Here is a 24,337-nt window from a genome sequence, read left to right as displayed (position 1 = left end):
TGGCGCTCCGCCTTACGCGTCTATTTGTCCTTGTATTGCTCGTGCATGAGCAGCGAATACTCGGTCGGCGTAATGCCCCACTTCTTTTCCGCTGCCACGATGAAGCCGGTCTTCATCCAGTCCTTTGTCGTATCTTCAAGCAGCTTCTGAAGGCTGGCATTGTCGAGCGCGACAGCGATCATCCATGGCGATGGCAAAATACCTTTCAGGGGCAAGTCGTAGTCCGCCTTCCACTCGTCCTCGAGCAGCTTGCCTTGCAGGAAGGTCTGATCGTAGACATAGCCGATGCAGTTGCCCTGCTTCATGGCGAACAGAGGCTTCTCCGAGCCGTCAAACGCAACGATTTCGGGGCCGTAGGATTTGGCAACGTCCTTGTTGTACCAGGCCCCCGACGTGGCACAGACGGGTTTTCCCTTGAGCTCGGCCCAGTCCTTGATGCCGGACTTCTTGTTGAGAAGGATGTTCACATAGTCCGAATAGTACAGCGGCTCGATGGCTTGAACCACGCGACGGCGCTCCGGCCTGTCCGACATGGTCGCGATCAGCAGGTCGACTTTTCCCTGTTGAAGAAATTCGATCCTGTTGGAGGCCGCGACCGGGACGAGTTCGAGTTTGACGCCGAGGCGCTTGGCAATGTCTGCGGCGAGATCCGGCTCGATGCCGACCACGTTTCCCGTGGGATCGCGGAAACCGAAGGGCTTGTAGTCAGCCTTGACGCCGACATTCAACGTGCCGCGCTGCTTGATGGCATCGACGCCATCGGCGGCTTGAGCGCTGCCAAGCATCAGCAGCGCCGCGATGCCTGTCATCATGGAACGGACAATGTCTCTCATCGGATGACGCCTCCAGGATTGTGATCACGACGCGCGTTGAGCGCGCTTGTTCAAGATACAAGGCTCGTGCCAAACGTCACGAAAAACGGGAGATGGAGAATGGGCTGAGGTCGATCGCGCTTCGACCGTCGGTCACCATCCCGGCGACGACGTTGCCGATACCTGCCGAGTGCTTGAAGCCGTGGCCCGAGCACGCCGAGACGACACAAATCCGGTCCTGGTCGGGATGGCGGTCGATGATGAAGCCCCGATCGGGCGTCACCGTGTAGATGCAGGCAGCCGCCTGCGCGACGCGCGGCGTGGCGCCGGCGAGCCGCCCCGCGACGTGCTTCCGGTACATTTCAGCCGATTCCGCGGGATCGACGGTGCGGTCGATGGCGTCGGCCGTCGTGTTGGTCTCGTACTGCTCGGTCGCGACCTTGAGACGATGATCGCCAGGCAGCGGCGGGAAGCCGTAGAGGTAGTCGATATCCGTCGCGCCGTGCATCCAGATGAACACAGGGGCGTCGGCGCGATACGCGCTGGTATCGTCGAGCTCGTACCAATGCAGCACCTGCCGCTTCACCGTAAGCACGCGATCAAACGGCGCGCCGAGCAGGTGGGAATTCCAGCCGCCTGCCGACACCACCACCTGGTCCGCCTCGAATGTGCCCGAGGACGTTTCCACCCGAACGGCGGAGCCGCGCTGCGCGATCGAGAGAACCTCGACTCCCGTGCGTATCGTTGCGCCGAGCTGCTCCGCGCGCGTCAGCTGCGCCTTGATGCAGCGCTCCGGAAAAACGTACCCTCCGCCGGGTTCGTAATAGGCCTTCTCGTTGCCCTGGAGATTCAGGAACTGCGGGAAGCGATGAGCCACCTCTCGCCCGTCGATCACTTCATGCGCGATGCCGAAGTCACGCGCGGCCCCAATCGAGCGCGCGACGAAATCCGGCTTGCCGTGGTGCGACGTCTCGCCGACACCGGGCGCCATGACGACGAGGCCGCATGGATTCAGCAGCTCGGCAGACGTCTCGGCTTCGAGCTCACGCCAGATCCGGTGGGTATCCAGCACCAGGGGCACGTAATCGCGGCCTTCGCCGACCGCCTGCCGGGTGATGCGGGTTTCGCCATGGCTGGATCCCATCGTGTGGGGCGGGGCAAAGCGATCGAGGCCGACCGCCTTTACCCCTCGCTTGGCCAGTTGATAGAGGGCCGCGCTGCCCATGGCACCGAGGCCGATCACCAGAATATCCGCTTGCTCGCTCATGGATCGGGACTGCTTAATTGTTAGGACGATCCGAAGTCTGCTTTCGGATACGGCTCTCCTACAAGGATAATTCATATAATGAAGGCAATTTGCATGTTAATATGACTTCTGCTTAAGCTATGGATATGACGCCACCTGTTCCAGACTTGCGAAGCTTGCAGATTGTCGCTGCCGTCGCGGAGTCCGGCAGCATGCTTCAGGCGTCCCGTCAGTTTGGGATGACGCAATCAGCGGTTTCTCAGGCTGTGCGGCGGGCCGAGGCCTCGATCGGCGTCGCGTTCTTCAACCGTAGCCGGAGGCCGCTTACACTGACGCGGGCGGGCCGCATCCTTGCTGGCCGTGTTCGCGATCTGAATCGCGACTTTGACGCATTACTCAGCGCACTCCGGGACGCAGCGAAACTGCCTGAGCGTGTCGATCTGAGGCTCGGCCTCATCGACTCCTATGCCGCCACGGTCGGCGCACACCTCGTCAAGGAGCTCATGACGGGCGAGGTCGCACTGAGTCTGTCCGTTTGGTCGGGCCTTGCTCACTCGCATGCCGAGGCGCTGGTCCACCGAACGATCGACGCGGCGATCACATGCGATGCGATGGATGACCTGTATGATATCGAGCGCTTCCCGTTTTACCGCGAGCCAAATCTGCTGGTGGTGCCGCGCGGATTGGAAGCCGAATTTGCTGACCTTGATTTGCGGGAGATCCTGACCCGGCATCGCCTGGTCCGGTACAGCGAACGCTCCTATGCAGGCGCTCAGGTCGAGCGCCACCTGAGCCGTTTGGGCATTCGCCCACCGCGGGCCTTTGAGTTTGACACCTCGGACAGCCTGGTCGCCATGGTCGCCACCGGGATGGGCGTGGCGATCACCACGCCGCTGTGTCTGTTGCAGGGGCTCGCTCACGCTGGTCAAGTCAGCGCTCTCCCTCTGCCGGGCCCCGGATTTTTTCGTGAGCTGCTTCTGGTGACCCGCCGTGGCGATCTCTCATCACTGGCGCCGCGCATCGCGGAGATGGCTCGGACGAGCATAACGATGCAGGCGATGCCGCGGATCCGGACGCTCGTGCCTTGGTTCACCCAAGATTACTAACAACGAAAAAGCCCGGCGCGAGCCGGGCTTTTTGTGTTTGCGATCTGGTCCCGCCTCAGCGGCGGAACATGCCGCCCATCATGCCGCCGACGACACCGCCGACGAAGGCCGCGCCGGCATCGCCGCCGCCGCTGTTGCGATGCTGAACCGGTGCGCTGCTCTGGGCCTGGGCCGGGGCAGCACGCCGGGCCGGCTTCGCGCTGTCGTCGCTCGCGGTGGCCGGCGCGGCCGCCACGATCTCGGACAGCAGGGCCTTGTGCTGGAGCTTGTTGAGGTAGCCCGTCGACGGGTAGCCGCGGGCGGCCTGCCAGCGCTTCAGCACTGAGCGGGTCTCGTCGGTGAAGGCACCGGTCACCTTGGTGTCGAAGCCGAGCCCGGTCAGGCGGCGCTGCACGTCGCGGCGCTGGCCCTTGTCGAGGCCGATCTGGTCCTCGGTGAGCTGGGTGGAGTCATCGGTGAAGGTGGCGGGATCGATCCCGGAGTTCAGATTGCGGGTCGCCGTGGACGGGCCGCTCTTGATCGCCGCAAGCCGCGCCAGCGCCAACGCCTTGAACTGGCCGTTCGGATAGGCCGAGAGATAGGCGTTGAGCTCTTCCGGCTTGTTGGATTCCTTGACCGAGCGCCAGTATTCGAGCTCGACACCGTCGGAGCTGCTCGCTGCCGCCGGCACGTTTCCGGAAGCGGTCGGGGCTGCGTTGGCAACCTGCGTCGGCTGCGACGGGTTGAGATAGACCGCGCCGATCAGGTTGGTGTGGCCCCAGGGCAGCTGGCCCTTGCGGGTCTCCTCGTTGACCTGGGCGCGCACCGAGGTCATCGCCTGCTGGATCTCGACGCCGGGCTTGGTGATGTTATCGATCAGCGCGCGGGTGAACGGGCTGTTGTTGCCCTCCTGGCCGTCGAGCGCGGTCTGGCCCGGGCCGGTGGCGAACGCGATCAGCGTGCCTTCGCCCGACTTCATCTCGGCAAGACCGCTCTGCACGTTGACGCTGCGCGTTGCCGAGTTCGACTTGATCTTGGCGGCGAACGGATTGTCGCGACAGGCGTCGAGGAAGACGAGCTTGACCTTGGCGTCGCCCATGGTCTGCTCGAGCGTCAGGTCGATATTGATGGCTGCGCCGAGCTTGACGTCCATCTCCGACTTGATGTCGGCGTCGACCGGCAGGAGGTAGTTGCTGCCGCTGACGGCGATGCCGTGGCCGGCGTAGTAGAACACTGCGACATCGGAGCCTTGCGCCTTGCGGCCGAAGTCCAGGAGCTTCTCCGTCATCTGGTCGCGGGTGAGGTTGGATCCTTCGATCACCTCGAAGCCGACATTGCGCAGGGTCGCCGCCATCGCCTTGGCGTCGATCGGCGGGTTCGGCAATTGTGCGACGTTCTTGTAGGAGCCGTTGCCGACGACGAAGGCGACACGGCGGTCGGCCTTCGCGGCACTGACCGACAGTGCCATGCACATCAGCGAAGCCAGCAGGGTGAGAGTGCGCATCTGAAATCCCCAACAGAATCGAATTGCAGGCAGCAACAAATTGGCAACGAACCTACACGAAGTGCCCGACTTCGCGCCACCAAAACGGCAGTACGTCGTATTCAACCCGCTGCTGTGTGGCCGAATGTGCACGATGGAATGACCCTCCAACGTGATCCAGATCACACGACCACTTCGTTTTTGTCGCGCGAGACAGCGCGAGGTTCACTGCGCGCGGGCGGGAACCGGGGCGGTCGGCTTCAGGTTCAGAAGATTGCCGCACAGGATCAGCGTCGCGCCGAGCACGGTCCAGGCGTCGAGCCGCTCCGAATACAGCAGCCAGCCGACAGTCGCGGTGAGCGGCACCCGCAAGAAGTCCATCGGCACCACGATGGTTGCATCCGCGTAGCGGAGCGCGCTGGCGAGGCAATAGTGCGAGAATGTGCCGCAGACCCCGATGACGAAGAGCCACCCCCAGAGAGTGGTTGACGGCCAGGTCCAGACATAGAACGTCGGCAGCAGGCCCACGACCATCTGCACGACGATCATCCAGAACAGGATCGACAATGCGCTCTCGGTCCGGGTCAGCGATTTCGCCAAGATCATGGAAATGCTGAAGCCGATCGCGGCCCCGAGCGCGATCAGCTGTCCCGGATTGATCTCGCCGGTGGCGGGCCGCACGATCATGACGACGCCGACGATGCCGAGCGCGATGGCGGCGATCTTCCACACGGTCATGCGCTCGGACAGAAACGTTGCGGCCAGCAGCGCAGTCCAGATCGGCATGGTGAATTCGATCGCGACGACCTGGCCGATTCCGATCAGCGTCAGTGCGTAGAACCAGCCGAGCTGCGCGAAATAATGGACCCCGTTGCGCGCGAGGTGCTGGGGCAGGCGTTTGGTCGCGACCGCCTTGAAACCGCCGGCCCGGTAGATGATCGGCAGCAGCAGCGTGAAGCCGATTACCGAGCGCACTTCCATAATTTCAAAAACGTTCAGCTCGCGCGTGGTCTCGCGGCCGGCAACCGCCATGACCAGCATCAGCGTCAGCCAGCCGGCCATCCACAGTGCAGCCATCGTTTTGGACGGTGTCGCGGTCATCGTTGCTGGTGCGGGCGATCGAGCCTGAGGGGAGGGCCGGTATCGGCGACATCGCCGGCGTTTGCAACGGCCAAAACTGCGGATGCAGCGATGCAGGGCGGCGTGCTAAGGCATCATTGAACAACAAGAAAAGGGAGATCTTCGCTCATGCAAATCTTGCAGCCGGCTGAATGGAAGAAACCGCGGGGCTTTTCTCACGGCGTGGTGGCCGAAGGGCCGGGCCGCTGGGTGGTGCTGGCCGGGCAGACCGGCGGCGACGAGACCGGCAATTACGCGCCTGACATGGCGGCGCAGGTCGCAACCGCGCTGAAGCGGATCATCAAGCTCCTTGGCGAGGCCGGAGCCGGTCCGGAGCATATCGTCCGCCTGACCTGGTACCTGACCAGCCGCAGCGAATATGAGGCCGCGGGCGCCGGCATCGGCGCGGCCTGGAAGGAAACACTGGGGCGCAATTTTCCGCCCTCGACGCTGCTCTACATCGGCGGTCTCGTGGACGAGCGCGCCAAGGTCGAAATCGAGGTCACAGCGTTCGTGCCGAACGCATAAAACGCATAAAAAAGCCCCGGCGGGAATCGCCGGGGCTTTTGGCTTGAACGCGGTCCGCCTTAGCGCGACAGCGAGATGTTGGCGCCGCGGAACTGGCTGTCCGCGCGCATCGTGACGCTCTGCTTGTTGCCGGACGTCTTCAGCGAGATGTTGGCGTTGAAGCCGGCGGTTGAGGCGACCAGCTCGTAGTTTCCGCCGGCACCGCGGCCCTGGAGCGAGCCGGAGATGTTGCGGCTGGCCTCGGACCAGCTGCCGCCAATAGTGCCGCCTTCAGCTCTGACGTTGGCGCCGAGATTGAACTTGTAGGCGTCGCTGGCGCAGGTCAGCGACATCTCCATCGTCGGTCCGATCGGGGCGTATCTGGCCCGGCAGCGGATCCGCTCGGTCGAGCCGTCATCGAGCGTGACGGTGCCGGCACCGCTCCAGCTCCCCGCCAGCGGGGCGAATGGGCCGGACTGGGCCTTGCTCTCAGAGTTGGCGATCCCCGCCGCAAACAAAACGGCGGCCGCGATCAGCAGCCGCCGGCTCACGACGCTGATCCCGAATTTCTTACTGGCGCGATGCTTCCCACCGCCCACTGCACGGTATGCCTGCAGATGCTCCATTCCACTTCCCCGATCCGGCGTTGCCGCTGAGTTGACCGTTGGCATATGCACCATTGATCGAAACTTTCACAAGTCCCCCGCTGCCGATGGTGCCGGAAACGTTAGCGCCGGGCGCGGTGATCTTGCCGTCGGCAACCGTCAGCATGGAGCTCGCGGTCGGCTCGCAGGTACCGCTCTTGGTCACGATGGTGACATGCCAGTTGCCGTCATAGGGGGTCTGGGCGAAAGCGGGAGCGGCGAGGGTGATAACTGAAGCGGCACAGAATGCCGTAATGCGACCAAAACGCATGAATTCCGTCCTTGAATCTGTCTGATATGCTGACGCTTATTCGGCCCAAATGTGACGGAAATTTGTTGCATTGCCAAAGCGAAAATTGTTCCAGTGGAAACAATAGTTTATTTGTGTTTCCGGCTCCAATTTTCGAAGCAGAATCAACGCGCCTTCACGTTAAGGGTAAACGTCAGGAGAGACTCAGGGGAAGGACTGCGGAAGGGACTCACGAAAGACTTGGCGCCAAGGTCGCGAACTGCTCGTCCTGAACCTTGGAGGGCAGTGCCTTGTGGACCTTGACGTAGTCGATCACGTCGGCTAGCAGCTTCAGGCCGAGCGGAGCGAGCGCGCGCTCCCAGAGCTCGCGAGCCGTCTCGCCCTTCTTGACGAAGCACCAGTCCTGGGCGGCGATGGCGCCGGCGTCCATGCGGTCGGCAAGATGATAGATCGTGCCGCCGGCGACCGGATCGCCTTCCTTGATGGTCCATTCCACGGCGGCTTTGCCACGGTGACGCGGCAGCAGCGACGGATGATAGCCGATTCCGCCGTACTTCGCGGCCGCCAGGGCGTCCTTGCCGATTCGGGCGTGGCTGTGGGCGGTGATGATCAGGTCGGTGTCGGGGCCGATTTCAGAGGCGACCACCAGCTTCGGATTGGCCTGGACCGCCACCTCGATGCCGGCCGCCCTGGCGCTCGCGGCGAGGCGATCCTCGGCGTCGGCCACGACGACCCGCACGATCGAGACGCCGTGCTCCCGGAGCATGTTCAGGGTGGTCACGCCGAAATGGCGGGAGCCGACGAGGGTAATGCGCATGGGTGTCCGATCCGTCTCGCAACTGCGTCATCCCCCGATAACACGTCGGTGCGTCCTGTCACCAGCCGCGGGCGGTTTGTGCCGGTTATCAACAATGCACCGGGCGCGGGGCGCGGCGGGCTCAGCGATTGCGCAGCCGGCCGTTCCGGTGCTTCCATGCGCGTATGGCACCGTATCAGGAGCGAGCGCATGCGAAGCGCGTGGTTTTTCCTTCTCGCGGGACTGAGCGTAGCCACGCCAGCGCGCGCCGGCGGGCAGTATCCGGCGGTCCCGCCCGAGGTCGGGGTGGCGCCGTTCATCGGTCCGACGTGGGATGCCTATCGTTGCGCCGAAGGGCCGGTCTATAATTTCTACCACGGCGCCTATTACGGCGAGGAGCCGCCCGCACTCTATCGCGGCTACGCCTACAGGCCGTACTACCGCTACAGCGCCTACCGCAGGCTGCCACGCAAGTATTTTTGCGTCACGGACTAGCGTTGCCGGGCGGCCACATCGACAGCAAATGATGTATCCGCCGGTTCCTCTGTTTCATTTCTAACATAAGCAGCCCCCGTGTGCCGCTAGAATGCGCCAACCGGGGCTGGCCAAATTTGATTCCGAATCCGTTTTCGAACCCGGCTTTGGCCGCTGGCGAGTGATCGCCAGCGGCTTTTCATGCCGGCGCCATCACGAAATCATCAAACGGTAACGCGTTCTCAACCTGCCTGTCGTATCGACGAATCCGTCGCGGATTTGTATTGCGTACCGCGACACCAAAAATGTCCCGCCGGCGTGGGTGCGCCCGCGTGGGCTTTTTTGCCGGGACCGATTTCATGCCGAGCGCAATTGAGCAGATCGTGGACGCCTATGTGCGGCTGAAGAACCGCCGTGGGCTGGACGAGCTGATGATGCACAGGCAGCGGCTCGCGGTCGATCTGAAGAGCAGGTCCGGCTATGATTTCAGCCTGCCGATCGGCAAGATCGACGAGGAGATCGCGATCATCGAGGACGGGCTCAGCCGGCTGAAGGCCCAGTCCGCAGATCCCCGCGGGATACGTCCGATCTGACGCGCTCAGTCGCGCCGGCCACCGTCGATGACGGTGAACAGCGGCCGTGCCTGGGTCGGCTCGACCAGCAGTTCCTCCACCAGCGCGGTTGCCGCATCGACATATTTGCGCGTCGGTTTGTCGAGCTCACGTTTGGCCTCGTCGTCGAGCGCGACCTTTGCGGCCTCGACCAGCTTGCGCATGCGCGCCGCATGGTCGTCGCCCGCCGTCAGCGTCGCGCGCGCCAGCGAGCGCAGCACGAACAGCTCGCCTTCGAGGCGGAGCAGGCGGTCGTTGAGCCTGGAGAGGACTGCGTTGAGATCGGCCATAGCTGCTGTTCGTCGCGGAGGATCCATCCTGATCTAGCGGCGATCGGTGAACGGAATCCAAACGCCATTGGCGCAATTGGGTTGATCTCCGGCGTCTCGCGGCAGCAGCGATGCCGCCGATGTGAGACATCGTGACGTTGCGACGCATCGTTCCAGCGTGGTTCCCGCACCACATGGTGCCCGGATGGACGTCTGGAGCACGTATGATGCGGTCTATCCTGGCTTTGGTCCTCCTGATTTCAATATGCGCATGGGCGGCTGCCGCGCCGGCGCATCATGCCCGCCCGCGCCATCACGTCGTCGTCCATCTGCCCGAGGACGCGCCGGTCCCGCCCGGCTGGTACAAATTTCCCGGGTGGCCGCCGATCCCGCCATCGGAGAACAGGAATCTCGATCCCTCCAATTTCGGCGGCGGTTGATCGAAGCTACGACGCGGTTCGGGCGAGATAGTCGCGGGCGAAGGCGAGATACCAGTCGAGGCAGGCGGGATTGGCCATCGCCTCCCTGTTGATGACCTTTTCGACGGGCTGGCCCAGCAGCAGCTTCTTGATCGGCAGCTCCTGCTTCTTGCCCGACAGCGTGCGCGGGATCTCTGCGACGGCAAAGATCTCGTTCGGCAGGAATCGGCGGGACAGGCCGGCCTCGATCGCCTTGTTGATCCTGGCCTGCATCGCAGCGTCGAAGGCTGTGCCCTCGCGCAGCACCACGAACAGCGGCATGTAGCTGTCGCGGCCGAGATATTCGAGGTCGACGACGAGGCTATCCAGCACCTCCGGCAGCGCTTCGATCGCGGAATAGAGCTCGCTCGTGCCCATGCGCAGGCCGTGCCGGTTGATGGTCGCATCGCTGCGGCCATAGATGATGCAGGAGCCGTCCGGATTGACCTTGAGCCAGTCGCCGTGCCGCCATACCGGCCCGCGGCCGCTGCCGTCGAAATTGTCCGGATAGGTCTCGAAATAGCTGGAGCGATAGCGCGCATCGCCCTTGTCGTTCCAGAAACGGAGCGGCATCGAGGGCATCGGCTCGGTACAGACGAGCTCGCCGACCTCGTCGATGACGGCGCGGCCCTGCTCGCTGAAGGCTTCGACCGCCGCGCCGAGCAGGCGGCATTGCATCGCGCCCGGCGTCTGCGGCAATTCGCGGTTGCCGCCGATGAAGGCGCCGGCGAAATCCGTGCCGCCGGAGATGTTCGCCCACCAGATTTCGGCCTGCGCCTTGCTGCCGTTGATTTTCGACAACGCCGCGAAGCGTTCGTTGAACCAGGCTTGCGTGTCGGCGCTGAGCGGCGAGCCGGTCGAGCCGAGGCAGCGCAGCCGCGCCAGATCGCCGGCCGCAGTGAGATCGATCTCGGCCTTGGCGCAGTTGGCGAAGAACGCCGCGCCGGCGCCGAAGAAGGTCGCTTTCGACTGTGCCACGAACCGCCAAAGCGTGGTCCAGTCCGGCTTGTCCTTGGTGCCGCCCGGGCTGCCGTCGAAGATGCAGCAGGTGGTGCCGCTGAGCAGGCCGCCGACCTGCGAATTCCACATGATCCAGCCGGTCGAAGAGTACCAGTGATAGCGCTCGCCGAACGAGTTCTCGTGGTAGGAGCAGCCGAGGTCGTTGTGCAGGCCCAGCAGCGCCAGCACCACGATGACGATTCCGCCATGGCCGTGCACGATCGGTTTCGGCAGGCCGGTGGTGCCGCTGGAATAGACGATCCAGAGCGGATGATCGAACGGCAGCCAAGCCGGCTCGAACGCGTCGATCGCGGCGCCTGTCCTTGCGACGATGTCGGCGAGCAGGGCGTCCGGCGCTGCGGGCAGGGCCTCGCTGTGCAGGATGACGTGCTCGACCGTCGGCAGCGATCGCCGCAGCTCCGCGACGACGTCTTTGCGATCATGCCGGCGGCCGGCATAGGTGACGGCATCGCAGGCGATCAGCACCTTCGGTTCGATCTGCTTGAAGCGGTCGATCACGGCGGGCGCAGCCATATCGGGCGCACAGACGCTCCAGACCGCGCCGATGCTGGCGCTCGCCAGAAACGCGATGATGGTTTCGGGGATGTTGGGCAGGTAGGCCGCGATCCGGTCGCCGGGCTGGATACCCCGATCCTTCAGATGCAGCGCGAGCGCCGCCGCCTTGCGCCGCAGCTCCGGCCAGCTCGTTTCGTTGAGCTTGCCGTCCTCGCCGCTACTGACGATCGCGGGCAGGCCGGCGGCGTCGGCGGCCTCGACATGCCGGAACACCTGCCGCGCATAGTTGACCTGCGCGCCGGGAAACCACACCGCGCCCGGCATCTTGCGCTCGGTGATCACGGCCGCAAACGGCGTCGGCGATTGCAGATCGTAATAGTCCCAGATGCTACGCCAGAAGCCGTCTAGATCGCGCACCGACCACTGCCGCATCTCCTCGTAATTCGCGAAGGAAAAGCCACGCTGCTCGGCGAGCCAGTTGCGGTAGAGAGCGATCTGGGGAACGAAAGGTGCGGTCATTGCGTGTCAGCTTCTATTGCGGGGCGGAAAGTCTATCCTGCGCCGCAGAGTAGCAGAAGCCATAGTTCGCGCAGACTGCGATGACGGCAGTAGTGGGTCTGCGAGCACCAGCAGCACGTTGGAGTGGCGCAACACGTTTACTTCAATGGATTCGTCATCGCGAGCGTCGCGAAGCAATCCAGACCGTCGCCGCGGAAAGCCTCTGGATTGCTTCGCTACGCTCGCAATGACGGCGTGGAGGCGGGCCGTCGCCTCAATTGGGCTACGGTACCGCGACCATCGCTGGCGCCTGTCACTGCACGCCCGCCCACCGCCTTCCGAACACCGGCGGTTTTGTCTTCACCGCTTGCCAGCCGAAGAAGTGATGCTTCCCCGACCAGGTGTGCACCACGCCGCTGCAGATGCTGCATTTGAAGCTGCCGGTGTGGGCTTCGCTGTGCTCTTCCCGTGTCGCGGTGTAGTTCATGCTGCAACCCGCGCAGGTGAATTCTTCGGTCGTCCAGATGCTGTTGGCCATTGCACATCAGTGTTTTTGAATGTTGGCGAGAAGCGTAGGTGCGGGGATTTGCATCGGCGTAAACTGACCTCGGGAAATCCGGTTAATCGCCGTTAGCCAAACCGGGCTCCGGTCGCGGCGTTGCAGGAGCTTCCCGGGTCTGACGAGCGCCCGTCAGTCCAAATCGCGCCGCCGATTGGTCCAAGCGCGCGCTTGATCCCACAGCTAGATTTCATCGTCGCCTCGGTCGGAGGGCGGACAATTTGGGGGTGAGATCATGCGGAAGAAACTGGTTTTGGCGTTTGCGCTGCTGTCATTGGCAACGCCGGCATTTGCAGCTGACATCATTGCGCCCGCGCCGGTCAAAGCGCCGGTGGCGGCCCAGATCTTCAGCTGGACCGGCTTCTACATCGGCGCGCATGGCGGCGGCGCCTGGAGCAAATGGACCGGCATCGACCCGACCGATCCGACAGCGACCTGGAGCTCGGCCACGGCCAGCGGCGGCATCGTCGGGGGCCAGATCGGCGGCAACTACCAGATCAGCAATTTCGTGATCGGCCTCGAAGGCACCGGCGCCTGGTCCAGCGTCACGCTCAATGCCGGCGGCCCGTTCGGCGGCGGCGCCGGCTTCAACCTGTCGCTGAAGAACGACTACATCGCCACGGTCGCCGGCCGTTTCGGCGTCGCCTTCGACCGCGTGCTGCTCTACGCCAAGGGTGGCGCGGCCTTCACCCGCGACAAGTATAGCGTCAACAACGGCCTTGCCGGCCCGCTCGCCGGTTCCGCCTCGGGCAGCTTCAATCGCACCGGCTGGCTTGCCGGCGGCGGCATCGAGTGGATGTTCATGCCGAACTGGTCGGTGCGGGCCGAGTACAACTATATGGGCTTCGGCACGATCACCGAGCAGCCGGTGACGACAGGCAATCTGGTGGCGACTCCAGCCAATGTGAAACTGAACATCCAGACCGGCACGGTGGGCGTGAACTATCACTTCTGAGCGGACGGAGCGCCACCGCTCGGCCGACTGGACCAACCCGTTCGGCGACAGCTGATGCCGCGCCGGGCGGCGCAGCGGTCCGATCCCTTGCGCAGCCGCGGGCCCGGTCGTCTTGACGCCGGATGCGCGGCTGGCAATAACGCTTTGCCGCGCAAGTGCCGGAACCCGCGTCAATGCCGCAAGGAAAGGCGTGCCCGTGAAAAGTCTCCGTCAGCTCCTGACGGGAGAGGACATCATCCAGCTCCTGATCCGGGTCGGCCTGCTTGGCCTGCTGATCATCTGGACCTTCCTGATCATCCGCCCGTTCGTGCCGATCCTGGCCTGGAGCGCCGTGCTCGCGGTCGCGTTCTATCCGGCCTTCAGCTGGGTCGCCAAGATCCTCGGCGGCCGCCCGAAGACCGCGGCCGCGATCCTCACCCTGATCACGCTCGGAATCGTCATCGGCCCGGCGACCTGGCTCGGCCTCAGCGCGGTGGACGGTGCGCGTGAGCTGGCGAAGCAGCTCGGCACCGGCGACCTCGCGCTGCAGTCGGCGCCAGAGCAGCTCAAGTCGTGGCCGGTGGTCGGCCCTTGGCTCTTTGATCTCTGGGATCAGGCCTACAACAACATCCGTGCGGTGCTGCGCGAGGTCGCGCCCTATCTCCAGCCGCTGGCGGGTCCACTGTTGTCGCTTGCGGGCGATGCGAGCCTCGGCACGCTCCAGTTTCTGGTCTCGGTGTTCGTCGCCGGCTTCCTGTTTCCGCATGGGCCGCGGCTGGTTGCGGCCGGGCGCGGCTTCCTGTTTCGCATCGTGCCCGAGCAGAGCGAGCATTTTCTCGAGCTTGGGGGCGCCACCATCCGCGCCGTGGCGCAAGGCGTGATCGGCGTCGCCATCGTGCAGGCGCTGCTCGCCGGCATCGGCTTCAAGATGGCAGCCGTGCCGAGCGCCGGCCTGCTCGCCTTCATCGTGCTGTTGCTGTCGATCGTGCAGATCGGCGCGTTCCTGGTGATCTTGCCGGTGATCATCTGGATCTGGACCGCCAAGGACGTCACCACGGCGCTGCTGCTCACGGTGTTTCTCGTCCTCGTCGGCTTCATCGACACCATGTTGAAGCCGCTGGTGATGGGGCGCGGCCTCACCACGCCGACCATCGTGATCTTCGTCGGCGTGATCGGCGGCACGCTCGCCCACGGGATCGTCGGCCTGTTTATCGGGCCGATCATCCTGTCGGTGGCCTGGGAGTTGATGATGGCCTGGATCAGGACCGAGGACCGGGCGGCGGCGAGCGAAAGCTGAGCTGCTCGCACGGGCTGTGGTCAAAGCGCCCCGCGAACTTGTCTATTCAACTAGACAAGTTACGATAGGGCGATTCTGTTTTCGATCTACGGCAGTAATGGCGAAGTCTTCCAAGCTGGTTGCCGCAAAACGCGGCAAGGTATTGTTGGTCAGACGGCGGTCGGACGGCCTGTGGATGTTCCCGGGCGGCCGCAAGCGTTCGCGCGAGTCCGACAAGGACTGCCTGCGGCGGGAGATCAAGGAGGAGCTGCCCAAGCTGAAGCTCGGCCGGATCAGCCTGTGGAAGGAAGTGACGGCCAGGAATAAGCGCTCCGGTCGCAAGATGAGCGACGCGATCTTCATCGCCAAGGGTGCCAAGGGCAGGCTCGAGATCGGCGACAAGAAGGAGATCGACCGCGCCGCCTGGCAGAAGCCGCGCGGCATCCGCCTGACGCCGACCTCGCGCTACATCCGCGATCGGCTGTTTCCGAGCAAGCCGCGGCGCCAGTGAGGAGGGGGGCCGCGTCTTCGCGGCGCTGGTGCGACAAATCGCCCGCTGGTCCACAACACGAGCCCGAAATCGACAGATCATCGTGCGGTCAGGTCGGCCTACGGTCGTGGTCTGATCGAGACGGCCCCAGCCGCCGCTATTGCTTGACCGCCAGCGTGTCCAGGCAGTGGTTGAGATAGACGGTGCGATCCCTGGGCAGCACCTTGTCGAGATCCGCCTTCAGTGCGCATTCGCGTTGCCGCATCTGCTCGGCCCGGCGCTTCTCGGCCGCCTCGCGATATTCGGGGGCAACCTTGTTGGGATCGACCAGCGCCTGCGCGCGGGCGGGAGCAGTCACGGCGAGCGCGATGGCGGCGATGATGATAATGAACTGCTTCAAATGAGCCTCCGTAAAAGGGCTCATGCTAGCGCGAGGGTAGCGAGGGCTCAAACGGCAAGTACGGTGGGACGACCGATAGCGCAGCCTGCGTCCGAGAGGCTGTCGGCGGAGTCGGTTTTTCAACGACCCGAAGTCGGCCAAGTGAAGTGGGGTAAGTGAAGTCGGCCAAGCGAAATCGGCCAGTGAAGTCCATTCACTTCGAGGCGTGGTCGATCTTGTGCCCGAGATGCCCGGTGTCGTGATCGCGACGCAACTGGCTCAGCGAGGTCTCGTTCAATTGATGCAAGACCTCGCTGAGCGGGGTCGCATCGGGATAACCGGCCGCAAATGCCTTTCCGTAGATCTTCCGCAACGTACCGACCAGCGTGTTGCCATGCTTCTTGCTGATCGCGCCATCCTTGTCCCGATGGCGGCCGTCCAGGCCCGGTTCCTTCATGTGGTCCTCCCTGTGCGGCGTCTTGAGCGCCTGGAGAGAGCGTGCTCCCAAACGAATTGGTTGGCAACGGTGCGGCGCGCGGGAGTTGAGCGGCGGTTCGCTCCATCGCGAGAGCGTCGCGTTCGCGCTTCGCTCTCCTAGCTGTGAAGCCGCGTCAGATCGCGGTGGGACGGTCGGCGTACTACATGAGCGGAAGCGGACTCGATTGGAGCCGATACGATGCGTCTTGTTTTGGCCCTGGGCCTCTCGATCGTCTTGTGCACGTCTGCAGACGCCGCGCACCGCGCTCGTGCGCACAATCCCGCGACACGCCATCCCCCGGTCGATCGTTTCGGCACGGAAGGGAATCCTCGCGTGCGCTTCGCGGTCCCCGGCTGGAGCGATGAAGCAACGGCGCGCTGGCTCAATAATGCCTCGTCCAACGTCGGCCGAGGCGGATAGCAACACCCGGACGTGGGTGCGGGAAGATCGGCGGAGCCGTGTGAACCAGTTCACACTCGCGCTTCGAGACCGGTGCTATGAAGGCCCCATTGCTTTTACCGATTGATATTTTGAAAACGCCCCAGCGCTCCCTACCAGGCGCTGGGGTTTTCATTTCGATCACGGTCACTGCTCGCGAAGCGTGATCGGACCGGGCGGATGATTTCTGAAAAGTGCCGAGGGGCGGGCGCGACTAAGCGGCTTGCTCCTCAAACGAGGTGTAGACCTGCCCAGCCGGATCGACGATCTGAACGTCCCAGCATCCGTCTTCGACAAGCTCTCTGGCCTTCTTGAGGGCGGCCGCGAGTGACAGCCGCTTGAGGCTGACGACGCCTGCCGTGTCGAAACCGCTGATTTCAAACATGCCGTTCCTCCGGTTTTCCTGAATCTTACACCTTTCGAGGTCGTTGTCTCCCGGCTTTTGTGGCAAGGCTCTTGGAACTGCAGGCAGCTGCAGTGTCCAGTGCAGCGCGGTGGCCGCCATCGTGCCATCGGCCGACCCTGATGGTCGTGGCGCTCCCGTCGCGTTCAGGCGTCATTCAGAGGGGGTGTCTATCTTGCCGCCTTGGAGGACCGCTTCGATGTTGATCACCACTATTGCGACAATCCTTGCTCTTCATGGCGGTGCAACGGCGCCTGCCGCAGCTGTCGAACGCCCGCTCGAGGTGCAGTATCGCGGCGTGCCGAGACATCCGCCGCCGTGCGGTGATCATTGGGATCAGAGCGCCCGCGACGGGATGTGCTATCCCAACGGCTATCTCCGTCCCGAAGACCAGGCGGCGCTGCAGGGATACTATCAGGGCCCGCGGCCTTACTATGGAATGCGCCGGCGTCCGGTGCCATGTGGCCACGGCGCTGACGTCGATATCCGTGACGGTGTCTGCTACCCCAACGGCACGGTTCCACTACAATTCCAGGACCGGCCAGAAAATTATTATCGGCGGTACTGAGAGACGGGCCGTCAGGCGCACGGCCGAGTTTGCTCTCGATCAGTGTGCTCTTGATGAGCTAGCCGCGGAGCCGGCCCAGCGCCACGACTAAGCGGCCTGCTCCTCAAACGAGGTGTAGACCTGCCCAGCCGGATCGACGATCTGAACGTCCCAGCAGCCGTCTTCGACGAGCTCTCGGGCCTTCTTGAGGGCGGCCGCGAGTGACAGCCGCTTGAGGCTGACGACGCCTGCCGTGTCGAAACCGCTGATTTCAAACATGCCGTTCCTCCGGTTCTCCTGAATCTTACACCTTTCAGGGGCCTTGTCTCTCGGCTTTGGTGCATCGAAGCAGGCTGCCGCGTGACTCATTCGGTCGCATAGCCCCCCGTAATCGGCCGGGGCGGCCGGGCCTGCCAGGCGGCCATGTCGCTAACGTGGAATTAATCCAAAATGCCCACAATTTTAGGCAGTTGTAGGTGGGTGCTGCGTAGAGGAGCCGTCGCGAGGACGTTCCGGCGTCGGCTTCCTTTTGCTCGCTCATTTGAGGTCAATGGACATGACCACGACATCCGAGGCGCAAGGCCTCGTCGAACAACTCGACCCCGCGGCGCTCGCGCTCGCAGTCGCAGCACTCGAGCCCGCAGCCCCGGAAGCTCCGGCACCGGCCAAGCGGTCCAGCCGGAAATCGGTCCTGGCACTGTCGGTGTGTGCCTTGGCCATCAATGGTGCGGCGGCGATCTATACATGGCCGGCTGATCTTTCGTCGCCGAATCTCAGCAGTCTGGCTGAACTGCTTCCGCGCCGGGAAGCGTCCGCGCCAAAGGCGGATCCGGTTGTCGCTGCCTTGAAGGACATTCAGTCGGCCCAGCAACAACACACGGCTTCGCTGCAGGAGAGCAACCACGCCTTGCAGCAAAATGCAGCCCTGCTGCAGCAGGATTCAATGGTGCTGTTGTCTCTGCGGCAGAGCATCACGGACGAACGGGTGGATGTGAGGAAGATATCTTCGCAGCTGTCCACGCTCATCGCGAAGGTCGATACGCTGCAGAATGCAATGATGTCGGACGTCACGTCCTCGATCCGAAAAGCGAACGCGCGCTATGGACTGTCGGCAGCGATGCGGAAGCGGATGGTCCGACAGTCGAAATCCGTGGGGCCGGTTTCGGTTGGAGGCGCTCCGCTGAGTGTGCCGGCTGCGACGTCGGCGCCGGAAAGCTGAAGACAGGTCAGGCAAATCACCTGACACTACCGGCCCTCAAGCTCACGCTGGCCGGTCTTCTTGTCACGCCAGGCAGGACACGATGGCAAGCACGACGTCGGCGCCCAGGTCCCCTGAGTACATCGTGAACAGGATGCCAGCGCCAAGAACAACAGCAAAGACCTTGAGAATAATCATTTTGAGATCCCCTCGTGGGTGACGCAAGGTTGGACCCGGATTGTTTCCTGAGTGCTTCGCGTGATGCGGCGAACGGTTTCATTCACCGAGGCGTTATCCGTGAGGGGCGGCTCGACTTAGAGGCCGCAACAGGGGCTGCTGCGCCCCGACGCATTTTCGAGACCAAGCCCGGGGGGCATCGCAATCGAGCTGGCGCGCGCCAACGGTGACTTCAAAACTCTCTCGCAAGGGCGAGCGCAAGGGTCCTCAGTTGCTCCGTTCCGACCTCCAGCCGGTTTCCCGATGTGAAATGGTGGCGGTGATATCGACGTCTCTGCCGGCGGACTGGCGCCAGGCAGCCACGCCGAAACACACCGTCAGCGTCAACGTCGTCAGCAATAGCAGCACCGACAGAAACTGGCTCACGCACACCCCCGGCAAGATCACGCGCGAAGGCGCGCACATCTGGTTGATTCGGAAAATGCAGTCCGACTGACCTAGGGAGCGTTTTCCCCAAGGTTGCAAACCCGTGGACCAAACACTCGTGGCCTTTGAGCCACCGCGACTCAGGAGCCGGCTCCCGCACGCACCAGGCTTCTGCGCTTCACAAGAATTGGCCGGCTATTGCCGTCGCCACGGGCTGGATGCTCGATGGCAGCCTCGCCGGCCTTCGTTCTATGATGGAGGCGATTGTCGGAGGCGGTGACTTTACAGCGATAATTGCTTGGATGGACCAGCGCCGTAGATCTCGTCCGACCGACCAAATTGGAATCGCAGCCCTAGATCTCGCGATGGAATTAGCTGGCAACGCAGCGAAGCGCTGACCTGCCAGTTCACGCTGGCGGCCCCCCTTTAGAATTCGCTAGTTGGGGGGGCTGCCGCTCTTGGCCTTGGACGAATGTTTCACTACCGGTTTGGCCGGCGTGGCCGGCTTCTTCGCTTCGTCGCCGCGGGCAGTTCCCCACGGATCGACTGCCTTCTGGTTGGGAACATTGCCGAGGGAGCGTTGATAGGCGCGCTCGGCCCGAATGTCGTCCGCCTTCTCGGCCTCCGTCTTGTCCTTGGACTCGCCGTACATTGGAATATGGTCCTGAGCCAATGCGGTCTGTGCGATCAGGGCAAACATGACAGCGGCGGCGATTTTGCGCATCGAGAAACTCCCGGTTCTGCGACTAGCATAACATCGCGCCGATTGCGGCATCAATGCATCGGAGTGGCGTCCGGTAACGGCTGATGACGCATCGCCGCCGGTTGAAGCGGTAGAGATAAGCCCGCCGGCTCACAAGGTCGGCGGGGTTCTCTTGCGGGGCAGGCTAGTCATCATCCGCCGACGAGCCGCTAGTTCGCTAGTTGAGCGCGCGCCTGTTTGACATTGCGTGAGACGACACGATCGTAGGCCGATAAAGCGGCATCGGTCGCTAACTCAACCATTTCTCGATAGGCGCCGTCGTTCGTTTGAGTGAAGCTTTCGCGGATTGCTCTGGCAAGCTGTTCGTCTGAAACGGCGTCTCCCGGGGCCGCTCGTCCGGTGAGTCGGCTATACAGATTCAAGCGATACACGTCGGCGGCGATTTGCCAGGCCCAATCCTCCAGTCCCAGTTGTTGAACCACCCGGTCGACCCCTTGCTCTACGCGCAGAAAAATTGGGGTAGTCGACGCTGGGCATAGAAAAAACTAACTCAGGTTAGAAAAAAATCTGCCCTACAAATTCAGGTGGAAGCCGCCGCTCGAGGCGCGCGCCGGTTCAGGCACCAACAAATACGCCGCCGGGCTCTAATACATTGTCCCGGCGGCGGTGTTCATTTCCAGCCCCGAGATGGGAACTAACAAAAACCTCGGATAGAGATTTTACGTACGAAACCTGGGAAGGTTTCAGGCTGCCGGTTCACGCTGGCGGGCCTTGGCAGGCCCTGCAAACTCCTGTTGATGTGGCCAAGGAAGCTGTCACATTACTTTGACAGACAGGTGCCAATTTGGAAGGCGCTGGGATTTCAGAGCCCAGACCGGAATACGCGGCGAACGCTGCCAAGCGAATATACTCCGCTTGTGCAGCGTTCAGTATCCTCTCAATTTCGGGAGTTCGGCGTGTTTGATGCTGAAATGACTGCGCTGCTCAGGGCGGTGCTCGATGAAGTTTGCGAAAATATTCCTGTAAGCGAGACGGGCGCCAGAGCGTACGTTGCTTCGAAGCTGCTCGATGCCGCGGCACATGGACAGTTCTCGACCGACGCGTTGAAAGCAGCGGGTCGCGAGGCCTTGAACCCACCAACGATGTGGCGCTGATTATCCGCTCCACATCACTCGATCACATCGTATTCGAAGGCGACGCCCTCCGGGTCGTTCTCCTCAAACCATCGTTCCGCGGCGCCCACCGTCGCGAAGACCTTGATGTGATCGATGTCGCCGACCTGCTTGGGGTGTTGCGCCGGCCCTAGTGGGGCTCTTTCGCGCGCATGGAGTGCATCTGCCCGGATCTGGCGGACGGGGAGGACGTGCTGCCGCTTGAGCGCGCCGGCCTCATGGCGATCGCGAGCAATTGCCGCGCTGCCATCCTCGACGCTCTGATCGGCAATCAATTTGCCAACACAGTGCCCTCACACGGCTTTTTCGGTCGGCTTGTGATTTCGCTTAAGTTATTGTTTCGGCTTGGTGAGCGCGCTGGGGCTCGAACCCAGGACCCCGTGATTAAAAGTTATGGTTTTCCGGATTTCACTGGCTTTCATCCTCTTTCACTGCGTTTCATAAATACCTGATACTATTGCGTTTTGTGCGAATTTGCCTTATCAATGGATTTCATGGGGGCTCGCGCTATTTCAGATTCTAGTGGCCCCGGAGTGGCCCGAATGCCTGCCAAGAAACACCGCAAAGAGCTTACCGCCACCATGATCGGCAAGCTCAAGGCACCTGGGGTAGGGCGCCTATGGGTCGCTGATTCTCTCGTGCCGGGGTTCGGCGTTCGAGTGACGGACAAAGGGATGAAAACGTTCGTTCTTCGAACGCGGTACCCTGGTGAGGCAAACGCCAGTCGCCGTGAGATCGGGAAGGTTGGTAAAATGGAACTCGCCGATGCCCGGGATAAGGCGCGGGCCTGGCTGAAGCTGATTGAGAAGGACAAAGACCCGGCTGACGTGGAGGAGGAACAGCGTCGGTTGCAGATCAGGAAGGGCGCCACGACGGTCAATGCCGTGCTGGACGCCTTCCAGAAAGACCACGTCGAGGGGCTTCGTAGCGGCGATCAAGTCAAGGCGGCCTTTACTAACCATGTCCGCCCGCGCATTGGCGACAGGTCCATCTACGACCTGAAGCGCAGCGATATCACCACCATGCTCAACGAGATCAAGGCCGATAGTGGTCCGGTGATGGCTGACCGCGTGCTGGCGCACGTTCGCAAGGCCTTCAATTGGCAAATGATCCAAGACGACGATTTCAAGTCGCCGATCGTCCGCGGCATGGCCAAAACGAAACCGAAGGAGCGCGCCCGCAAGCGTACCCTGGCAGACGACGAAATCCGGGACGTCTGGACCGCGCTCGACCAAATCGAACAGCCGGCCTGCTACCCGTCCTATGTGAGGTCGCTGTTACTGGCCATGACCCGTCGAAATGAGTCCGCCCGGATGCACACCGACGAGCTGGAAAGCGACCTGTGGACGATCCCCGGGGCACGATACAAGAACAAGCTGGACCACGTCATTCCGATCACGTCGGCTATCCGCGAGTTGATCGGCGATAAGCCCACCGGGTGCAACGCAAATTCGTGGTTCGTCTTCTCGACCACGCACGGCGCAAAACCTTTCAGCGGCTTCAGCAAGGCCAAGAAGGAATTGGACCGGATCATTGCCAAGATTCGGAAGGCGGAGGGCAGGGCGCCTATGAAGCAGTGGCAGCTTCACGACCTGCGGCGCACCGGGCGTAGCCTCATGAGCCGCGCCAAGGTCGACGCCGACCACGCCGAGCGCTGCATGGGGCACGTCATCGGCGGCGTGCGCGAAACCTATGACCGATACGAATATTTGGACGAAAAGCGGAAGGCGTTCGAGGCGCTGGCGTCCATGCTCGACATGATCCTCAATCCGCCGGCCGACAACGTCGTGCCGATGCACGTGGAAGCGGTCGGCTGATGTCGCAGGCGGATGAAATTTACGACCGTGCCGATGTGCGAATCTTAATCAGCAAGGTTGGCGCAGCCCTGCAAACGCCGCGGATGATCCCCGCCCGAGAACAAAATGAATCTGTGGCCAATATCTACAGTGCGGCTTACAATCTTCGTTCCGCGCTCCGGGAAGGCTTCCTGGCGCTCGAACAATCGCTCGGCGCTCCTAAATGGGGCGAAGCGTCGGACGCTGGTGGCCCCGACGACGAGCGACGTGAATTCATGCGGCGTTTCGAATCTGATCTCGATCGCCTGATCAATCTCGCAGATCGGCCAGGGGCGGCCACAAAAGGGGGAAGGCCCGAAGATGCGAGCCGCACAGTGGCCATGGCTCGAATTGCTGCTTGGTACGAACGAGAGAACGGCAATCCTCCGCCGCGGTCTAAAGAAACGCGCTTCATGGAATTCGCCCGCGAAATCTTTCGCCGAGCCAATGACCAACACGACGTCGCCGACCTTTCGGCGCACATTAACAAAGTCTTAAAATTGCGTTCAGAGGGATTAAACCTCGAAACGTGGGTGGGTTAGCTCCCTCCAAACACGTCAGGCAGTGGTGCACGGTGGTCTCCATCGAATTTCGGAGCCACCATGTCGCAGACCCTCCTGAGTTATCCGGACATCGTTAAGCGCGGCGTCGGCGCCAGCAAGGTCACGCTTTGGCGCTGGGAACGTGCGGGCCAGTTTCCGCGGCGCGTGGTCTTGTCACCACAGCGTGTTGCCTGGATCGAATCCGAAATTGACGAATGGATCGCCGCGCGCATTGCCGCGCGTCGCCAGCCCATCGCCGCGTGAGTGTTGACAATCAACATAGACGCAGACTTTCAGCACAGGACACCACCAAAAATGAACCAACCCTATTATCGTCACATGGAGCAGGCCGCCGCGACGATCTCTAACGCAGCGATCCGCAAAGCACTGGTAGGCGCGATCGAATTGCATCGCACCTTGGACGACGTGACCAAGGCGTCTGTCGTCGCGGTCCGCGAGAGCGCCGATCTCAGCCCAGCCGGCAAGACAAAGAAAGCGCGCGATGTCATCGGCTCCCGCGCTTGGGAAGTGATCAAAGCCAACATGGTCGCCCGCCGCCTCGCTGAGAGGATCGAAGAAAAGCGCGCCGCGGTGCAGCTTCCGGAGATCGACAAAACCGACGCGGCCGGCGCCATTCTTCGCAATCGCGTCCGTGACCAGCTCGCCGGCAAGACGCCCCAGGAATTGCGCGCTCTCATTCCGACCATGTCGCCGCTTTTCCTGACCACGATACTTGAAGCGCCCGAACTGATCGGCGCGGATGCGCAGACGGTCGACGTGGCGCGCACGCATGCGATCGAACTGGCGCATCCGGGCATGACTGCGACACTGGACGCCGAGCGCGACGCGGTGAACCTGCTCGTGAACGCCACCGTAGCCATGGCCAACACCTTCGGCGAACTCGGCGAACTACCGAATAAGACGGCGCTCAAACTCTTTTTGGACGAGCGCGTCGTCGACCGGCGGCACATCGCAGCCGAGGTCGAACGCCTGATCACCGAAGCGTAACCCAC

Annotated in this window: 33 protein-coding genes; 16 read left to right on the top strand and 17 right to left on the bottom strand. The window is 62.7% G+C overall.

What is annotated here, in order from left to right; all coding sequences use genetic code 11:
* Window positions 1–20: 20 nt before the first annotated feature.
* A complete protein-coding gene (locus ABIB95_RS18700) occupies window positions 21–833 on the bottom strand; it encodes a transporter substrate-binding domain-containing protein (RefSeq protein WP_028152112.1) in 813 nt (270 codons plus the stop codon).
* A gap of 76 nt (window positions 834–909) precedes the next feature.
* Window positions 910–2,079 (bottom strand): N-methyl-L-tryptophan oxidase, encoded by a 1,170-nt coding sequence (gene solA / locus ABIB95_RS18695; protein WP_354241116.1) that lies wholly within the window; start codon window positions 2,077–2,079, stop codon window positions 910–912.
* Window positions 2,080–2,198: 119 nt separating this feature from the next.
* On the opposite strand from solA, the gene ABIB95_RS18690 reads away from it, so the two are divergent.
* Window positions 2,199–3,164, top strand: a complete 966-nt coding sequence (locus ABIB95_RS18690; RefSeq protein WP_354241114.1) for a LysR family transcriptional regulator — start codon at window positions 2,199–2,201, stop codon at window positions 3,162–3,164.
* 55 nt (window positions 3,165–3,219) lie between these two features.
* On the opposite strand, the gene ABIB95_RS18685 is transcribed toward ABIB95_RS18690, so the two are convergent.
* Complete coding sequence (locus ABIB95_RS18685; RefSeq protein WP_354241112.1) at window positions 3,220–4,647, bottom strand: caspase family protein; 1,428 nt, start codon at window positions 4,645–4,647, stop codon at window positions 3,220–3,222.
* Window positions 4,648–4,851: 204 nt separating this feature from the next.
* Window positions 4,852–5,727 (bottom strand): DMT family transporter, encoded by an 876-nt coding sequence (locus ABIB95_RS18680; protein WP_354241110.1) that lies wholly within the window; start codon window positions 5,725–5,727, stop codon window positions 4,852–4,854.
* Window positions 5,728–5,874: 147 nt separating this feature from the next.
* Here ABIB95_RS18680 and ABIB95_RS18675 point away from each other — a divergent pair, with 147 nt between their 5' ends.
* Window positions 5,875–6,273 carry a RidA family protein gene (locus ABIB95_RS18675; protein WP_038955466.1) on the top strand — a complete coding sequence of 133 codons (399 nt, stop codon included), beginning with the start codon at window positions 5,875–5,877 and terminating at the stop codon, window positions 6,271–6,273.
* A 59-nt stretch (window positions 6,274–6,332) separates the two neighbouring features.
* Here ABIB95_RS18675 and ABIB95_RS18670 read toward each other — a convergent pair whose 3' ends face one another.
* From ABIB95_RS18670 to ABIB95_RS18660, 3 genes are all read right to left on the bottom strand, one after another.
* Entirely contained in the window at window positions 6,333–6,878 is a 546-nt protein-coding gene (locus tag ABIB95_RS18670; RefSeq protein WP_354241108.1) for a hypothetical protein, read from the bottom strand.
* Window positions 6,823–7,167: a hypothetical protein gene (locus ABIB95_RS18665; protein ID WP_014495138.1), complete on the bottom strand. Its 345-nt coding sequence runs from the start codon at window positions 7,165–7,167 to the stop codon at window positions 6,823–6,825. The genes ABIB95_RS18670 and ABIB95_RS18665 overlap by 56 nt, the downstream gene beginning before the upstream one ends.
* A 208-nt stretch (window positions 7,168–7,375) precedes the next feature.
* Window positions 7,376–7,963 (bottom strand): formyltransferase family protein, encoded by a 588-nt coding sequence (locus ABIB95_RS18660; protein WP_354241106.1) that lies wholly within the window; start codon window positions 7,961–7,963, stop codon window positions 7,376–7,378.
* A gap of 189 nt (window positions 7,964–8,152) precedes the next feature.
* Here ABIB95_RS18660 and ABIB95_RS18655 point away from each other — a divergent pair, with 189 nt between their 5' ends.
* Window positions 8,153–8,437 (top strand): hypothetical protein, encoded by a 285-nt coding sequence (locus ABIB95_RS18655; protein WP_354241104.1) that lies wholly within the window; start codon window positions 8,153–8,155, stop codon window positions 8,435–8,437.
* A gap of 338 nt (window positions 8,438–8,775) precedes the next feature.
* Window positions 8,776–9,009: a hypothetical protein gene (locus tag ABIB95_RS18650; protein ID WP_354241102.1), complete on the top strand. Its 234-nt coding sequence runs from the start codon at window positions 8,776–8,778 to the stop codon at window positions 9,007–9,009.
* A 5-nt stretch (window positions 9,010–9,014) separates the two neighbouring features.
* Here the strand turns inward: ABIB95_RS18650 and ABIB95_RS18645 are convergent, their stop codons facing one another.
* Complete coding sequence (locus tag ABIB95_RS18645) at window positions 9,015–9,317, bottom strand: hypothetical protein (protein ID WP_063983186.1); 303 nt, start codon at window positions 9,315–9,317, stop codon at window positions 9,015–9,017.
* A 203-nt stretch (window positions 9,318–9,520) separates the two neighbouring features.
* Between ABIB95_RS18645 and ABIB95_RS18640 the strand changes: the two genes are divergently transcribed.
* Window positions 9,521–9,736: a hypothetical protein gene (locus ABIB95_RS18640; RefSeq protein ID WP_354241100.1), complete on the top strand. Its 216-nt coding sequence runs from the start codon at window positions 9,521–9,523 to the stop codon at window positions 9,734–9,736.
* A 6-nt stretch (window positions 9,737–9,742) separates the two neighbouring features.
* Here ABIB95_RS18640 and ABIB95_RS18635 read toward each other — a convergent pair whose 3' ends face one another.
* Both ABIB95_RS18635 and ABIB95_RS18630 read right to left on the bottom strand, forming a co-directional pair.
* Entirely contained in the window at window positions 9,743–11,788 is a 2,046-nt protein-coding gene (locus ABIB95_RS18635; RefSeq protein ID WP_354241098.1) for an acetoacetate--CoA ligase, read from the bottom strand.
* A gap of 292 nt (window positions 11,789–12,080) precedes the next feature.
* Window positions 12,081–12,305, bottom strand: coding sequence for a hypothetical protein (locus ABIB95_RS18630; RefSeq protein WP_166096636.1), 225 nt, complete (start codon window positions 12,303–12,305; stop codon window positions 12,081–12,083).
* A gap of 256 nt (window positions 12,306–12,561) precedes the next feature.
* Between ABIB95_RS18630 and ABIB95_RS18625 the strand changes: the two genes are divergently transcribed.
* The 3 genes from ABIB95_RS18625 (at window position 12,562) to ABIB95_RS18615 (ending at window position 15,047) form a co-directional block, all read left to right on the top strand.
* Window positions 12,562–13,281 (top strand): outer membrane protein, encoded by a 720-nt coding sequence (locus ABIB95_RS18625; protein ID WP_354241095.1) that lies wholly within the window; start codon window positions 12,562–12,564, stop codon window positions 13,279–13,281.
* 190 nt (window positions 13,282–13,471) lie between these two features.
* On the top strand, window positions 13,472–14,557 hold the full coding sequence (locus tag ABIB95_RS18620; RefSeq protein WP_085404720.1) for an AI-2E family transporter: 1,086 nt from the start codon (window positions 13,472–13,474) through the stop codon (window positions 14,555–14,557).
* Window positions 14,558–14,654: 97 nt separating this feature from the next.
* Entirely contained in the window at window positions 14,655–15,047 is a 393-nt protein-coding gene (locus ABIB95_RS18615; protein WP_028152127.1) for an NUDIX hydrolase, read from the top strand.
* 136 nt (window positions 15,048–15,183) lie between these two features.
* On the opposite strand, the gene ABIB95_RS18610 is transcribed toward ABIB95_RS18615, so the two are convergent.
* The 3 genes from ABIB95_RS18610 to ABIB95_RS18600 form a co-directional block, all read right to left on the bottom strand.
* The gene (locus tag ABIB95_RS18610) at window positions 15,184–15,426 is read right to left on the bottom strand and encodes a hypothetical protein (RefSeq protein ID WP_063983193.1); all 243 of its coding nucleotides are present in this window, start codon (window positions 15,424–15,426) and stop codon (window positions 15,184–15,186) included.
* Window positions 15,427–15,619: 193 nt separating this feature from the next.
* A complete protein-coding gene (locus tag ABIB95_RS18605) occupies window positions 15,620–15,862 on the bottom strand; it encodes a hypothetical protein (protein ID WP_028152129.1) in 243 nt (80 codons plus the stop codon).
* A gap of 673 nt (window positions 15,863–16,535) precedes the next feature.
* The gene (locus ABIB95_RS18600) at window positions 16,536–16,826 is read right to left on the bottom strand and encodes a hypothetical protein (RefSeq protein ID WP_354241093.1); all 291 of its coding nucleotides are present in this window, start codon (window positions 16,824–16,826) and stop codon (window positions 16,536–16,538) included.
* Window positions 16,827–16,923: 97 nt separating this feature from the next.
* On the opposite strand from ABIB95_RS18600, the gene ABIB95_RS18595 reads away from it, so the two are divergent.
* On the top strand, window positions 16,924–17,292 hold the full coding sequence (locus tag ABIB95_RS18595) for a hypothetical protein (RefSeq protein WP_049807936.1): 369 nt from the start codon (window positions 16,924–16,926) through the stop codon (window positions 17,290–17,292).
* A gap of 87 nt (window positions 17,293–17,379) precedes the next feature.
* On the opposite strand, the gene ABIB95_RS18590 is transcribed toward ABIB95_RS18595, so the two are convergent.
* The gene (locus tag ABIB95_RS18590) at window positions 17,380–17,550 is read right to left on the bottom strand and encodes a hypothetical protein (protein WP_167541702.1); all 171 of its coding nucleotides are present in this window, start codon (window positions 17,548–17,550) and stop codon (window positions 17,380–17,382) included.
* A gap of 271 nt (window positions 17,551–17,821) precedes the next feature.
* Here ABIB95_RS18590 and ABIB95_RS18585 point away from each other — a divergent pair, with 271 nt between their 5' ends.
* Entirely contained in the window at window positions 17,822–18,490 is a 669-nt protein-coding gene (locus tag ABIB95_RS18585; protein ID WP_354241091.1) for a hypothetical protein, read from the top strand.
* Window positions 18,491–18,872: 382 nt separating this feature from the next.
* A complete protein-coding gene (locus ABIB95_RS18580; RefSeq protein WP_354241089.1) occupies window positions 18,873–19,142 on the top strand; it encodes a hypothetical protein in 270 nt (89 codons plus the stop codon).
* Window positions 19,143–19,508: 366 nt separating this feature from the next.
* Here the strand turns inward: ABIB95_RS18580 and ABIB95_RS18575 are convergent, their stop codons facing one another.
* Together ABIB95_RS18575 and ABIB95_RS18570 are read right to left on the bottom strand one after the other, a co-directional pair.
* Window positions 19,509–19,796 (bottom strand): hypothetical protein, encoded by a 288-nt coding sequence (locus ABIB95_RS18575; protein ID WP_354241087.1) that lies wholly within the window; start codon window positions 19,794–19,796, stop codon window positions 19,509–19,511.
* 188 nt (window positions 19,797–19,984) lie between these two features.
* Window positions 19,985–20,257, bottom strand: a complete 273-nt coding sequence (locus ABIB95_RS18570; protein ID WP_063983199.1) for a hypothetical protein — start codon at window positions 20,255–20,257, stop codon at window positions 19,985–19,987.
* A 435-nt stretch (window positions 20,258–20,692) separates the two neighbouring features.
* Between ABIB95_RS18570 and ABIB95_RS18565 the strand changes: the two genes are divergently transcribed.
* Complete coding sequence (locus ABIB95_RS18565; RefSeq protein ID WP_085404758.1) at window positions 20,693–20,929, top strand: hypothetical protein; 237 nt, start codon at window positions 20,693–20,695, stop codon at window positions 20,927–20,929.
* Window positions 20,930–20,943: 14 nt separating this feature from the next.
* On the opposite strand, the gene ABIB95_RS18560 is transcribed toward ABIB95_RS18565, so the two are convergent.
* Window positions 20,944–21,222: a hypothetical protein gene (locus ABIB95_RS18560; RefSeq protein ID WP_354241085.1), complete on the bottom strand. Its 279-nt coding sequence runs from the start codon at window positions 21,220–21,222 to the stop codon at window positions 20,944–20,946.
* 267 nt (window positions 21,223–21,489) lie between these two features.
* On the opposite strand from ABIB95_RS18560, the gene ABIB95_RS18555 reads away from it, so the two are divergent.
* Genes ABIB95_RS18555 through ABIB95_RS18540 form a run of 4 tightly spaced genes read left to right on the top strand, consistent with a single transcriptional unit; the run spans window position 21,490 to window position 24,332 of the window.
* On the top strand, window positions 21,490–22,764 hold the full coding sequence (locus tag ABIB95_RS18555; RefSeq protein ID WP_354241083.1) for a tyrosine-type recombinase/integrase: 1,275 nt from the start codon (window positions 21,490–21,492) through the stop codon (window positions 22,762–22,764).
* The gene (locus ABIB95_RS18550; protein WP_354241081.1) at window positions 22,764–23,324 is read left to right on the top strand and encodes a hypothetical protein; all 561 of its coding nucleotides are present in this window, start codon (window positions 22,764–22,766) and stop codon (window positions 23,322–23,324) included. The genes ABIB95_RS18555 and ABIB95_RS18550 overlap by 1 nt, the downstream gene beginning before the upstream one ends.
* 60 nt (window positions 23,325–23,384) lie before the next feature.
* The gene (locus ABIB95_RS18545; protein WP_354241079.1) at window positions 23,385–23,588 is read left to right on the top strand and encodes a helix-turn-helix transcriptional regulator; all 204 of its coding nucleotides are present in this window, start codon (window positions 23,385–23,387) and stop codon (window positions 23,586–23,588) included.
* Window positions 23,589–23,639: 51 nt separating this feature from the next.
* Window positions 23,640–24,332, top strand: a complete 693-nt coding sequence (locus ABIB95_RS18540; RefSeq protein ID WP_354241077.1) for a hypothetical protein — start codon at window positions 23,640–23,642, stop codon at window positions 24,330–24,332.
* Window positions 24,333–24,337 lie beyond the last annotated feature (5 nt).

Source organism: Bradyrhizobium sp. LA2.1, from assembly GCF_040547725.1.
In the GTDB taxonomy this organism is placed as follows: Bacteria; Pseudomonadota; Alphaproteobacteria; order Rhizobiales; family Xanthobacteraceae; genus Bradyrhizobium; species Bradyrhizobium barranii.
Note: the sequence above shows the minus strand (reverse complement) of the source record. Positions and strands in the feature narration are given on the sequence as shown.

Coding starts and splice junctions, on each gene's coding strand:
- ABIB95_RS18630 (WP_166096636.1), bottom strand. CDS start 12,305: ATGGCCAACAGCATCTGGACGACCGAAGAATTCACCTGCGCGGGTTGC.
- ABIB95_RS18555 (WP_354241083.1), top strand. CDS start 21,490: ATGCCTGCCAAGAAACACCGCAAAGAGCTTACCGCCACCATGATCGGC.
- ABIB95_RS18615 (WP_028152127.1), top strand. CDS start 14,655: ATGGCGAAGTCTTCCAAGCTGGTTGCCGCAAAACGCGGCAAGGTATTG.
- ABIB95_RS18670 (WP_354241108.1), bottom strand. CDS start 6,878: ATGGAGCATCTGCAGGCATACCGTGCAGTGGGCGGTGGGAAGCATCGC.
- ABIB95_RS18655 (WP_354241104.1), top strand. CDS start 8,153: ATGCGAAGCGCGTGGTTTTTCCTTCTCGCGGGACTGAGCGTAGCCACG.
- ABIB95_RS18690 (WP_354241114.1), top strand. CDS start 2,199: ATGGATATGACGCCACCTGTTCCAGACTTGCGAAGCTTGCAGATTGTC.
- ABIB95_RS18600 (WP_354241093.1), bottom strand. CDS start 16,826: ATGGCGGCCACCGCGCTGCACTGGACACTGCAGCTGCCTGCAGTTCCA.
- ABIB95_RS18645 (WP_063983186.1), bottom strand. CDS start 9,317: ATGGCCGATCTCAACGCAGTCCTCTCCAGGCTCAACGACCGCCTGCTC.
- ABIB95_RS18700 (WP_028152112.1), bottom strand. CDS start 833: ATGAGAGACATTGTCCGTTCCATGATGACAGGCATCGCGGCGCTGCTG.
- ABIB95_RS18590 (WP_167541702.1), bottom strand. CDS start 17,550: ATGTTTGAAATCAGCGGTTTCGACACGGCAGGCGTCGTCAGCCTCAAG.
- ABIB95_RS18575 (WP_354241087.1), bottom strand. CDS start 19,796: ATGCGCAAAATCGCCGCCGCTGTCATGTTTGCCCTGATCGCACAGACC.
- ABIB95_RS18550 (WP_354241081.1), top strand. CDS start 22,764: ATGTCGCAGGCGGATGAAATTTACGACCGTGCCGATGTGCGAATCTTA.
- ABIB95_RS18595 (WP_049807936.1), top strand. CDS start 16,924: ATGTTGATCACCACTATTGCGACAATCCTTGCTCTTCATGGCGGTGCA.
- solA (WP_354241116.1), bottom strand. CDS start 2,079: ATGAGCGAGCAAGCGGATATTCTGGTGATCGGCCTCGGTGCCATGGGC.
- ABIB95_RS18640 (WP_354241100.1), top strand. CDS start 9,521: ATGATGCGGTCTATCCTGGCTTTGGTCCTCCTGATTTCAATATGCGCA.
- ABIB95_RS18540 (WP_354241077.1), top strand. CDS start 23,640: ATGAACCAACCCTATTATCGTCACATGGAGCAGGCCGCCGCGACGATC.
- ABIB95_RS18635 (WP_354241098.1), bottom strand. CDS start 11,788: ATGACCGCACCTTTCGTTCCCCAGATCGCTCTCTACCGCAACTGGCTC.
- ABIB95_RS18675 (WP_038955466.1), top strand. CDS start 5,875: ATGCAAATCTTGCAGCCGGCTGAATGGAAGAAACCGCGGGGCTTTTCT.
- ABIB95_RS18680 (WP_354241110.1), bottom strand. CDS start 5,727: ATGACCGCGACACCGTCCAAAACGATGGCTGCACTGTGGATGGCCGGC.
- ABIB95_RS18605 (WP_028152129.1), bottom strand. CDS start 15,862: ATGAAGGAACCGGGCCTGGACGGCCGCCATCGGGACAAGGATGGCGCG.
- ABIB95_RS18545 (WP_354241079.1), top strand. CDS start 23,385: ATGTCGCAGACCCTCCTGAGTTATCCGGACATCGTTAAGCGCGGCGTC.
- ABIB95_RS18665 (WP_014495138.1), bottom strand. CDS start 7,167: ATGCGTTTTGGTCGCATTACGGCATTCTGTGCCGCTTCAGTTATCACC.
- ABIB95_RS18685 (WP_354241112.1), bottom strand. CDS start 4,647: ATGCGCACTCTCACCCTGCTGGCTTCGCTGATGTGCATGGCACTGTCG.
- ABIB95_RS18650 (WP_354241102.1), top strand. CDS start 8,776: ATGCCGAGCGCAATTGAGCAGATCGTGGACGCCTATGTGCGGCTGAAG.
- ABIB95_RS18660 (WP_354241106.1), bottom strand. CDS start 7,963: ATGCGCATTACCCTCGTCGGCTCCCGCCATTTCGGCGTGACCACCCTG.
- ABIB95_RS18585 (WP_354241091.1), top strand. CDS start 17,822: ATGGACATGACCACGACATCCGAGGCGCAAGGCCTCGTCGAACAACTC.
- ABIB95_RS18625 (WP_354241095.1), top strand. CDS start 12,562: ATGCGGAAGAAACTGGTTTTGGCGTTTGCGCTGCTGTCATTGGCAACG.